Source organism: Halomonas sp. WWR20, assembly GCF_054602495.1.
The window spans coordinates 148,175-159,571 of the sequence record NZ_JBTRHR010000006.1 but is presented as its reverse complement, the minus strand read 5'-3'; the positions used below and the strand labels follow the sequence as shown (position 1 = coordinate 159,571).

At 61.1% G+C, this 11,397-nt stretch carries 9 protein-coding genes; 7 read left to right on the top strand and 2 right to left on the bottom strand.

The genetic code is table 11. The features are described from left to right. Window positions 1-36: 36 nt before the first annotated feature. The 6 genes from ACW4DH_RS12880 (at window position 37) to ACW4DH_RS12855 (ending at window position 8,452) form a co-directional block, all read left to right on the top strand. Window positions 37-585 carry a DUF924 family protein gene (locus ACW4DH_RS12880; protein WP_459636794.1) on the top strand — a complete coding sequence of 183 codons (549 nt, stop codon included), beginning with the start codon at window positions 37-39 and terminating at the stop codon, window positions 583-585. A gap of 231 nt (window positions 586-816) precedes the next feature. After that, a complete protein-coding gene (locus ACW4DH_RS12875; protein WP_459636793.1) occupies window positions 817-1,059 on the top strand; it encodes a GlsB/YeaQ/YmgE family stress response membrane protein in 243 nt (80 codons plus the stop codon). Window positions 1,060-1,271: 212 nt separating this feature from the next. After that, entirely contained in the window at window positions 1,272-3,419 is a 2,148-nt protein-coding gene (gene katE, locus ACW4DH_RS12870; RefSeq protein ID WP_459636792.1) for a catalase HPII, read from the top strand. A gap of 169 nt (window positions 3,420-3,588) precedes the next feature. Continuing rightward, window positions 3,589-4,860, top strand: a complete 1,272-nt coding sequence (locus ACW4DH_RS12865; protein WP_459636791.1) for an acyltransferase family protein — start codon at window positions 3,589-3,591, stop codon at window positions 4,858-4,860. Window positions 4,861-5,024: 164 nt separating this feature from the next. Then, entirely contained in the window at window positions 5,025-7,496 is a 2,472-nt protein-coding gene (locus tag ACW4DH_RS12860) for a DUF1266 domain-containing protein (RefSeq protein WP_459636790.1), read from the top strand. A gap of 338 nt (window positions 7,497-7,834) precedes the next feature. Continuing rightward, the gene (locus ACW4DH_RS12855; RefSeq protein ID WP_459636789.1) at window positions 7,835-8,452 is read left to right on the top strand and encodes a C40 family peptidase; all 618 of its coding nucleotides are present in this window, start codon (window positions 7,835-7,837) and stop codon (window positions 8,450-8,452) included. 26 nt (window positions 8,453-8,478) lie between these two features. On the opposite strand, the gene ACW4DH_RS12850 is transcribed toward ACW4DH_RS12855, so the two are convergent. Further along, the gene (locus ACW4DH_RS12850) at window positions 8,479-9,393 is read right to left on the bottom strand and encodes a LysR family transcriptional regulator (RefSeq protein WP_459636788.1); all 915 of its coding nucleotides are present in this window, start codon (window positions 9,391-9,393) and stop codon (window positions 8,479-8,481) included. A 92-nt stretch (window positions 9,394-9,485) separates the two neighbouring features. On the opposite strand from ACW4DH_RS12850, the gene ACW4DH_RS12845 reads away from it, so the two are divergent. Further along, window positions 9,486-10,670, top strand: coding sequence for an MFS transporter (locus ACW4DH_RS12845; protein ID WP_459636787.1), 1,185 nt, complete (start codon window positions 9,486-9,488; stop codon window positions 10,668-10,670). A gap of 15 nt (window positions 10,671-10,685) precedes the next feature. Here ACW4DH_RS12845 and msrA read toward each other — a convergent pair whose 3' ends face one another. After that, the gene (gene msrA, locus ACW4DH_RS12840; RefSeq protein WP_459636786.1) at window positions 10,686-11,282 is read right to left on the bottom strand and encodes a peptide-methionine (S)-S-oxide reductase MsrA; all 597 of its coding nucleotides are present in this window, start codon (window positions 11,280-11,282) and stop codon (window positions 10,686-10,688) included. Window positions 11,283-11,397 lie beyond the last annotated feature (115 nt).

The window sequence follows — 11,397 nt, the reverse complement described above, 5'->3', positions numbered from 1 at the left end:
CATCGTGGAGAGATAAACGCATAGCAAGAGGTGCGCATGCTGTCACTGCTTCCCGAGGACGTGCTGCAATTCTGGTTCGAGGCGTTGAAACCGCGCCAGTGGTTTATCCGGGATGACGCGCTGGATAGCGAGATCACGCGACGCTTTGGCGATCTGCTCGCGGCTGCCGGACGCGCTGAATTATGGCGTTGGCGCCGGTCCGACGCGGGGCGCCTTGCCGAGATCGTGGTGCTCGATCAGTTTTCGCGCAATGTCTATCGCGACACGCCCGCGGCCTTCGGCAATGACCCGCTGGCGCTGGCGTTGGCCCAGGAAGCGGTGGCGGCAGGCGTCGATAGCCGTCTCGACACTCTCCGTCGGTCTTTTGTCTACATGCCGTTCATGCACAGCGAGTCGCTGCTGATCCATGAGCAGGCGATGCAGCTTTTCGATCAGCCGGGTCTGGAAGACAGCCTGGATTTCGAGCGGCGTCATCACGATATTCTGCTGCGTTTCGGGCGCTATCCCCATCGCAACGCCATTTTAGGACGTACCAGCAGCGAGGAAGAGCAGGCCTTTCTCAAGACGCCCGGTTCCTCATTCTGAGTGCCGGCGTGACACATGGCATGAGGCGTCTATCCTGAACGTGGCGCTGCGTACTGCTAAAGAGTCTCGAGTCTTGGGGCATGGACCGGATCATCGATAACGCGCACTGATACAGTGGCATGGCGCGTTAAGTCTCCCGTGGGGATTCGGTTCGGGGTTCTAGACGGGGGTCGCTGGCGTCGTCATGGGTCAAGGACGCCAATTCATTGAAGTCAACAAGGAGACGTAAGCATGGGTTTCATCATGTGGCTGATTATCGGCGGTATCGCGGGTTGGATCGCCGGCAAGGTAATGCGGGGCGGCGGTTTCGGAGTGCTCGGCAATATCGGGGTGGGCATCGTCGGTGCGCTAGTGGGGGGCTTTCTGTTCAGCCTGCTGGGGCTTTCTTCGAATAATCTGATCGGTTCGCTGGTGGTGGCGACGGTGGGGTCGATCATTTTGTTGTGGATTGCGGCCAAGGTTCGCAAGAGCTGACGGCGAAACTGACGTTTCATCCCGCCTAACGTGAAAGAGCGGCGAGCGGCACTTGCGCGTTCGCCGCTGGGCTAACTACCTTGAGGAGGATAAAAACGAAAGAGTGCCGGGCACAGCGGCATGCCGCGAAAGGAAAGCTTTTGCGCGGCATGACCGTGACAGGCGCTCCGGGGTGTCAGGGCCGAAACCAGTAGATAGGGAGTAGTTGATACATGGTGAAGAAAACGCATACCACCAACACCGATGGCGCCCACGATACGGATTTCAAGACCCATGAGAACAGTAAGGTAGACGGCCTTAACCAGTATCGTAGCGATGCGACCGGTCACGACCTGCGCACCAACCAGGGCGTGCGTATCGCGGATAATCAGAACTCGCTGAAAGCCGGTGCGCGTGGCCCTACGCTGTTGGAAGATTTCATCTTCCGCGAAAAGCTCAATCACTTCGACCATGAACGCATTCCGGAGCGTATCGTTCATGCGCGTGGCTCCGGTGCCCACGGCTATTTCCAGCCCTACAAGAATGCAGCGCAGTATTCCAAGGCCGGCCTGTTCCAGGACCCCAACAAGAAGACGCCTACCTTCGTGCGTTTTTCCACCGTGCAGGGGCCGCGCGGCTCCAACGACACGGTGCGCGACGTGCGCGGTTTCGCGACCAAGTTCTACACCGATGAAGGCAACTGGGATCTGGTCGCCAACAACATGCCGGTGTTCTTCATCCAGGATGCGATCAAGTTTCCCGATTTCGTGCATGCCGTAAAGCCCGAGCCGCACAACGAGATTCCGCAAGGCCAGTCCGCTCACGATACGTTCTGGGACTTCGTGTCGCTGGTACCCGAATCTACGCACATGGTGCTATGGACCATGTCCGACCGCGCCTTTCCGCGCAGCTACCGTTCGATGGAAGGCTTCGGCGTGCATACCTTCCGCATGATCGACAAGCAAGGCAAGTCGCGTTTCGTCAAGTTCCACTGGAAACCGCTTAGCGGGACCTATTCGCTGCTGTGGGACGAGGCCCACAAGCTGTGGGGCGATCCCGACTACAATCGCCGCGATCTATGGAACGACATCGAGAATGGCGATTTTCCGGAATTCGAGTTCGGCATTCAGGTTATCGAGGAGGAGGACGAGCACAGCTTCGATTTCGATATTCTCGATCCGACCAAGATCATCCCCGAGGAGCAGGTGCCGGTGATTCCGATCGGCAAGATGGTGCTCAACCGCAATCCGGACAATTTCTTCGCCGAAACCGAGCAGGTGGCGTTCTGCCCCGCGCATATCGTGCCGGGTATCGACTTTACCAACGACCCACTGCTGCAGGGGCGGCTGTTCTCCTACAACGATACGCAGATGCTGCGCCTGGGGGGGCCCAACTTCCACGAGATCCCCATCAACCAGCCGGTATGCCCGACACACAACAATCAGCGTGACGCCCTGCATCGGCAGACGATCAATACCGGCCAGGCGTCCTATGAGCCCAACTCCATCGACGACGGCTGGCCGCGCGAGACGCCGTCCGCTCCCGAGAATGGCGGATTCGAGTCGCATTACGAGCGGGTCGACGCCCACAAGGTACGCGAGCGCAGCGATTCCTTCATGGATCATTTCTCCCAGGCGACGCTGTTCTGGAACAGCCAGTCGGAGGTCGAGAAGGAACACATTATCGAGGCGTACACCTTCGAGCTGTCCAAGGTGATGCGGCCCTGGATCCGCGAGCGCGTGGTTCAGCAGATTCTGGTCAATATCCACCCCGAACTGGCGCGTCGCGTCGGCGAAAATCATGGCATCGAGGTGCCGGATCAACCCACCGCCACCGCGGAGCAGCTGGGCAGAAGTTCCTGTCAGGATTCGCCCGCGCTCAGTCTGATTCGCGCGCGCAAGCCCAACGGCATCAAGTCGCGCAAGGTGGCGATCCTGATTGCCGAGGGCGTCGATGCCGACCACGTGGAAGCCATCCAGCGCAAGCTGAAGGCGGAGGGTGCGATGGGGATGCTGATCGCGCCGTCGATGGCGCCGGTCAAGACGCCCAGTGGCACGATGCTGACGCCGGATGAGATGCTCGAAGGGCAACCGTCGTTCACCATGGACGCGGTCATCGTGCCGGGCGGTGCCCAGGGGGTGAAGGCACTCTGCGATTCCGGCCAGGGGCGACACTACGTGCTCGAGGCCTACAAGCATCTCAAGGTGATCGGTACGCTGGGGGAAGGCCAGGATCTGCTGGCGGCGGCGAATCTGCCGACATCGGAGGAGGGCGTTATTAACGGGGCCCGGCCGGACGACATGTTTGCCGGCTTCGTGAATGCTTTATCCGAGCATCGCATTTGGTCGCGCAGTCCCAAGGTCGCGTCCATTCCCGCCTGATACGCCAACCTGCTCCCGTCTTCTGGGCGGGGGCTTTATACACCCTTTGCAATGGCTGACATGGTGTAGACGCGTACTCTCGGTAATAATGGCAAGACGTCGAGAAGAGAGCCGGGCAGGAGCTCCGCTTTATCAAGGTCGTTTATTTGCCGCTAAGAGATGCGCTGTCATGGATGCCAGTAAAGAACGTTTCATCGGATTGGAATGGCTGAGATTCCTGCTCGGCTTGTATATCGTTGTTTTCCACACGCTGCATGCGTATCCATCGATCCGTCACTGGTCGCATTACATTACCGATATCGGATTTTTTTCGACCAGTGCCTTCTTCGTGCTTTCCGGTTTCCTGCTGGCACACGTCTATCTGGACAGCCACCGGCGCCTGCGCGAACCTGCCAGAAGCTTCTGGGTGAAACGCTTCTCCAATCTGTATCCGATTCATATCGGGGCGTTGCTGCTGGCGATGGGCCTGGCGACGTTGATCGGCTATCTCCAGATCACTCCCGAGGATGCCGATGCGTCGATCCGTTTCGTGATCTACGACGTCAACAACGATACGGGCCAGACCGCCCCCGGTAGTCTGCGTCACTTCATGGACAATACCGAGCTGGCCACCAACCTTTTCCTCAATATCACCCTGCTGCACGCCTGGAACCCGTACTATCTGACCTTCAATCCTCCGTCCTGGTCGATCTCGGCGCTGTTCTTCTTCTATCTGCTGTTCCCGTGGATTGCACCGCGGCTGTTTCGTGTGCGTCGGCGGTTCCGGGCCTTGGCGTTGACCAACCTCTGCTATCTGCTGCCGCCCTTGTGGGTGATCGCCTTCACCGACTACGGCATGCCTGAAACGGGGATATTGCATCGCAATCCGATCATTCGCCTGCCTGAGTTCATCGCCGGTATCCTGCTGTGCTCACTGTACTGGCACTATCGGCGTCGGGGCGTGGGATTGAGTCGCAAGCTCGGCTGGGGATTGGCACTGTTCATCGCCGTTTCGGTCGTTATCGCCGGGCAGCTGTTGGAAGAAGGGCATGCATGGTATTACCTGATGCATAACGGCTTGCTACTCCCCGCCCAACTGGCCCTGATCTTCCTGGCGGCGCACTGGCGCGCCCCTCAGCGACAAGGACTCAAGCGCCTGGCGGCCAGGCTGGGCGGGGCGTCGCTACCCATGTTTGCCCTGCATGTGCCGTTATTCGTGATCTTCACGCGCGTGGAAAGGGTGCTGGCCGGAGAGCCGGCGACCTGCCTGAGCAGCGTCTCGCGATGTTTCGCCGCGGCGGGTGACATCTCCTTGGCGTTCTATCCGCTTTTCCTGGTGCTGACCGTTATCTTCTGCATTTATTTTCAGGAAATATTCGTGCTGCGCATACGGCGCCTGTTGCAAAGGATGCTGTTATCGCAGACGCCCGCCTCGCATGTCGACAAGGTGGCTTCAAGCTAAGCTAGGCGCGGATGCCGTTGCCATTGCGCCGCGTTTCCCGGCGGGGCTTTCGGTAACCTTTTGTCTGGATGGCATCGGCGTGAACAAGGCTTTCCTATACACTATGGCGCGGTATGGTGACGATGCCCTCGGCATCTGTTCTGGTCAGTGTGATGAGGTGAGTCTTGGTCGATCCTCTTAAAGCGTGGTGCGCGCAGCAGCTGGTGCTGTGCGGCTGGGCATTCGAACCCGATCCGACAGCGGTGGACGCCGACCTGGCAGTGGCGCGGTTGCGCCTGCTTGAGGTGCGTGATCGGGGCGAACTGGGATGGCGGTTACTCGAGGCGTGCGGACCGGGACGTCCCGAGCCGCTATGCCTGCTGCAGGCGTTGGAGTTGGTGACATTGGCCGGCGCCGCCGACTGGCTGGCTGCCGAACGTACCGATGCCTGGCGGATCTCACTGCTCCGGCTGATTCATGCCCAATACTCCTCTCTGGAAGACTGGTTGCAGGATGTGCGGCATGCACGCGGCGAACAGGGCTGGATTCAGGGCGATGATGGCTTCTTCGAGGCGTGCGAAGCGTTGCTGCAACTGGAGCGTGACGGGGAGGGCGTCACCTGGGAGCAGTTGGGAAGTTATCTGCCCGGCTCCTCGCGTCGCGTAGAGATGGCGCTATGGCCGCAAGGCCCCGCGCAAGCGATCTGGCGGGCGCGCGCCTCGTTCGCGCCGGTCTTGGCGCTTCCGGTAGAGCAATCCCGCGACTGGCCCGAAGTGGCTGGCTGGCTGGAGGAGGTCTGGTCGGTGCGCGACCGGGAAGAACTCATCCGCGTGATGCTGTGGCTGGCCAGTCAGGGTCACCGCTATGGCTGGGACCTGGATGCCTCGCGCTTGCTCGCACGAGGGCTTGAGGCTCGCGAGGACTGGTTGGCCGATCTCGGTGAGGAGCGCCTCTACGGTGAGGTGTTGCTGGGATTTCTGCGGCAGGGCGAGCCCTTGGAATGGGCGGCCTGGGATTGGCTGCGCCTGGTGGATCTGGCGTATGCCGGGCTCGCGGCCGGCTGGCTTGAGGCGGAAGAGGCCCAGCATTTTGCGGCCCACGGCATCGATCTCCTGACACGACGCTACAGCGACTGGCGGGCGCTGGCTCAGGCCTATCAGCGTGGACGCAGCCTTTTCGAGGGGCGCGACCATCTCAAGAGTTTCAATGCGGACTGGGCCTTGCTGCTGCATTCGCCGGTCAGCCCCTGGCAACGGCCTCTGGCCGAGCTGCTCGACGATTCCGTCCGCGATGCGTCTCGACAGGCCATGCGCGCCTGGCGTGCCGATCCTTGGCACTGGGTGCTGGCGCTGGCCTCGATTCGCGAGCCTGACCTGCTCTATCGTCAGGGCGTGCCGCCGGCACTCGACAACGAGCGTCGCGAGGACGCATGCCGATATCTCGATGACATCCTCGGGCTGGATCCGGGCTCCCAGGGCGAGGCCCTGGCGCGGTGCTGGCTTCCGGCCCAGGCTCACCATCTCAATCAATTGGCGGCGGATGCTGCGCATGGCGCGTTACCCGACACCACGACGCTGTTCGGGCGTCCCCCGCCGGGCGCCTTGCTGATTCGCGATGCCTTGAAGACCTGTGCCCGGCATGCGGCGACGATCTACATGGCTGAAAAATACGCCTTCCACCTGTTGATGGCGGCGGACAGCGGCATCGTTGAGTCTCAGGCTTCGGCGGCTCTGGCCGAGGCGTTGCGCGACGCTCTGGGACACTTCTACACCGACCCGCGCCGCCTGCTCGAGGCCTGGAGTGCCTGGGAAGCTGCGCTTCCCGAAAGTGAAGGGGAAGGCGACTCCCTGGCATACGAAATTCGCTGGCATCTCGAGGACATGGGCAGCCTTTTCCACTGGTTGGACTGGCGCCACGGCGCCTGGAAAGAGCCGGGCGAGCGTATGTCACTGCCACGCTTCACTGCATTGTCGTTGGCGGGGCCACTCAATGCCGCGATATGGAGCGAGCCACAGCCGGAATCGGGGCGCGAATGCGATGAGATCCGTTATTGGCTGGACACGCATTATGGCCTGCATTCACCGGAATCGCTGACCGACTTTCTGGATTTTCTTCTCGAGGCCGGCGATCGCCAGGAGTATCAGGTCAACTACGCTCCCTATACCTTGAACTCGGCACGTCTGGCCGAGGAGATCGCCATTCTCGAGTCCGATGATTGCGATGAGGAGGCCCGCATCCACCTGGTCCGTCTGCAACGGGTACGAGATAATGACGCGGGATGCAACGACCATGACATGACCGCCTGGGACGTGGCCCAGGTGGTCGATCTGGCGACCGCCGGGCGTCAGGTGGGCTGGTTGTCGAAAGAGCGCTTTGAGGCCTATCTGGAGACTTCGGTGAGTCTGGTGCAGGTGCATTATGGTGATTGGCGCGACTATGCTCGCGGACTCTACACCGGGTACGCCTTCTTCATGGGCGAAACGTCGGAGCGGGAGGATTTCCTGGCCAGCTTCCGCGACGCCCTGGTGGGATGGCTGACGGGGGCACCGCCGCTCTCCGGGCCGTGGTCGAGTCTCGACTTTCCCGGGGCACGCCCACGCCACTGGGCACCGGTGCATATCGATACTCTGCCGGGAGATGCCCGTACCCTGCACTGAGACAGGCTTGGGGCGCGTCACCGGCTAAGTGCGCCTGCGCTCGCCGAAACTTTGGTGAGCGTGTATCACCGCGTTGACAGCAACGCTAGCCGTTATGGTAGTCAATGACTATCATGCGTTTTTGCATGGCGTCTGACGCCGTTTCGTTTCGAATTCGTGATCGATGAATAGGCCGCTTTGGCGGTGGCGCCGGGCGTGTCACTCCCACAGCGACCCTCTCTCGCTTTATGCCGTCTGGCGCGCATTGACGTCGACGGCATTGGCGTGCGGTGAAGACGCTGACTGGCGCATTCCGGGCACGCATGGCGAGGCCACACTGAAGCGCGAGGTCGCGTCATATGCTTCGACGGCTGGCGTTTAGCCTGATGCTTGCCACTCTGGTTGCCGGATGTTCGACGGTATCGCCCTCCAATGGTGTGCAGGATGTTGCCGAGGGCTCCGGCTACTATTCGCTGGCCTTGCCTTCGCTGCCGGCATCTGCGCCTGCCAATGCCTGGGCCGCGGCTCGCTGGCAGGACGCCACCCCTCACCAAGCCTCTCCCGCCATGATTCGCGAGGTACTGCTCGCCGAGCATCAGCGCTGGGTGGGGACCCCCTATGTCCTGGGAGGCGACAGTCGGCGTGGTATCGATTGTTCTGCTCTGGTTCAGCGGGTCTATCGCGAGGCCTTCCGGTTCGACCTGCCGCGTACCACCGAGGAGCAGCGTTACACCGGCAAGCGCATCGAGCGCCACGATCTGCAGTCGGGCGATCTAGTCTTCTTCCGTTCCCCGGGCCGTTACCATCATGTGGGGATTTATGTCGGACAAGGCTTTTTCCTGCATGCCTCCACGTCAAGGGGGGTTAAACTGTCCCGTCTCGATAACGTTTACTGGCGCCAGCATTACTGGCAGGCTCGACGCCCGATGGAGCCTACCGAGCTGGCGCAGCGGGCCATCCGGGCCAATAACGGCTGAGTTATAGAAGTATCGCGACTCGTCCATCACGCTTGTGGCGAAGCATTGGCGGCGTCGGGAAATGGACTGTAATCCAGCACGAAATCGACGAAGGCTTGTTCGGCTCGTGATAGATAGCCGCCGCGGGTCCAGGCCAGGGCCAGTTCGAGCCAGGCGGGGGGATCGAAGGGCACGGCGGCCAGGGCAGGCTCATCCACGACCCGGCGCAGAAAGGTGGTAATGCCGAATCCTTGACGGACAATCGCCTTGGTCAGCGGGATCAGGTTGGACTGAAAGGCGATATGCGGTGTCCGGCCGAGTTGCAGGCTCAAGCGATCGATGAACTCCCGGTGAAAGTAACCGTCCTGAAACACCACCAGTTCTTCGCCGAAGAAGGCCTCTGGCGTAACGGACTGGCGCTTGGCAAAGGCGTGCTCGCAAGGGACGCAAACGACCATCTCCTCGCGCAGAAAAGGCCGCGTTTCCAGGCGTTCGCCACGGCCATCCCCCACGACGACGCCCAGGTCCAGCTCGCCTGACAGGATCATTTCCTGCAGATGGCGCGTACCCGCTTCGACGACCGTCAGGCGTATGCCGGGATGACGTGTCTTGAAGCCCATCAGCAGGGGAGGAAAGTAATAGGAGCCCAGCATCGAGGGGATGCCGATGCGCACTTCGCCCTTGACCAGCCCATGCAGCTCACGCATCGCCAGATGCGCTGCCTCGGCACGTTCAAGCAGGGCTCGGGCATGGCCGAGCAGGGTCTCGCCTTCGGGCGTCAGGGCGATACGCCGCTCATGGCGATGGAACAGGGTCAGCTCCAGGCGGGCTTCAAGGGTGGCGATGGTCTGGCTGACGGCGGACTGAGCAATATGCAGCTCACGCGACGCAGCGGTAAACCCGCCGTGATCGGCAACGGCAAGAAAGCAGCGCAAGGTGCGCAGGTCGAAGGGCAGCGCCATAAGCAAATCCGATAGTGAGTATCTTTATGTTCTATTTGGCTTATTTTACGTGATGCTCAATCATACTGCCTTTCCGAAGCAGGAGACGCGTAATGATCGAGGCTCATAGCCGCGCCTGGTGGCGTGCAACCCTGGCGCTGTGTCTGGGATCCTTCATTACCTTTGTCAATCTCTACGTTGCACAGCCGCTACTGCCGGAGCTGCGGACCGAGTTCGACATATCGACCCTGGCGGCAGGCAGCGCAGTCTCGGTCTCGACCTTGACCCTGGCGGCGGCCCTGATGCTGTTCGGGCCGTTATCCGATGCCATCGGCCGGGCCATGATCATGCGCGTGACGTTGGTGCTGGCCACTGGCTGCTCACTGGCGCTGGCGTTCAGCCCCGACTTCGCCACCTTTCTGTCACTGCGTGCCGTACAGGGATTCGTGCTCGGAGGGTTGCCAGCCGTCGCCATCGCCTGGATGGGCGATGAGTTCGACAAACGGGCGCTGATGCTGGCGGTGGGGCTGTACATCAGCGCCAACTCGCTGGGCGGTATCGGGGGGCGCGTCATCGGGGGGCTTGTCGCCGAGCACTGGGGATGGCAGGCGAGTTTCGTCGCAGTGGCGGTTCTCAGCGCCGTGTGTGTCGCGGTGTTCTGGTGGGCACTGCCACCGGCACGGCAGTTCTCGCCGTCAAGGCCCCATGCCGGCCAGGCGCTACGCGATCTGGCTGCGCACTTGAGTAATCCCTATCTGGTCGCAGCCTACCTGATTGGCGGCTTCAATTTCTTTATCTTCATCAACCAGTACAGCTATATCACGTTTCGCCTCAACGCGGCCCCATTCTCGCTATCCTCGCAGTGGCTGGGACTGATCTTTCTGACGTACCTCGGCGGAACGCTGGGATCGGCGATGTCGGGGCGAGTCGCGCAGCGCCTTTCCCAGCCGATGTGCATGATGCTGGGCATCGGGATACTGATGCTGGGTTCTCTCGTCACGCTGGGGTCCTCGCTGGCGATGATCGTCGGGGGGCTCATCGTCAATGCCTTCGGCTTCTTCCTTGCCCACTCGATGGCCTCCAGTTGGGTCAGCCGCCACGCCGAGCGCGCCCGAGGCAGTGCCTCGGCGCTGTACCTGGTGTTCTACTATCTGGGGGCGAGTTGCGGGGGGCTATATCTTGAACCGTTCTGGAACGCCTGGGGCTGGAACGGTGTCATTGCCGGCTCCTGGCTGATCTTAGCGGGGACGCTAGCCACTGCATTCTGGTTATGGCGACGCAGCTATTCGGTCAGATAATAGGGTGGCCGGCCATCAATGGCCGGCCTCGTTACCCCAGATCTCTTCCAGACGCTCATCGCGTCCGCAGCCGGCGCGATAGAAGCGATAACGCACCGGATTCTTCTGGTAGAAGTCCTGATGGTAGTCCTCGGCTTCCCAGAATTCTCCGGCAGGTTCGATCTGGGTCGCGATGTCGCGACCGAAGCGTTGTTCGAAGGCAGTCTTGCTCTGTTCGGCCAGGCGACGCTGCTCTTCGTCGTGAGTGAAAATGGCGCTGCGATACTGGCTGCCGGCATCGCAGAACTGCCGATTCTCGGCGAAGGGATCGATATTGTGCCAGAACACCTCAAGTAGCGTGGCGTAGTCGATCACTTGTGGGTCGTAGACGACTTTTACCGCTTCGGTGTGCCCGGTGTTACCGGCGCTGACCTGTTCATAGCGGGGATTGTCGACGCCCCCTCCGGTGTAGCCCGATATCGTCGATTTGACGCCGTCGAGCTTGTCGTAGGGCGGTTCCATGCACCAGAAACACCCGCCGGCGAAGGTGGCGACGGCTTCGTCGGCGCTCACCGGCGCCGATAGGCCGAGCAGAGAACATGTCACCATTACCGCTGTCAGCGCTGAACGCATCGCGACCTCCCGAGTGAAATCATTCCCGCCATCAAGTCCTGTCTGAAAAATGCCAGCGCTCGTCGCCTTTTTAGATTAGGGCCTGTTGACGTTTCATGCACGGCCGCGCCGGAGC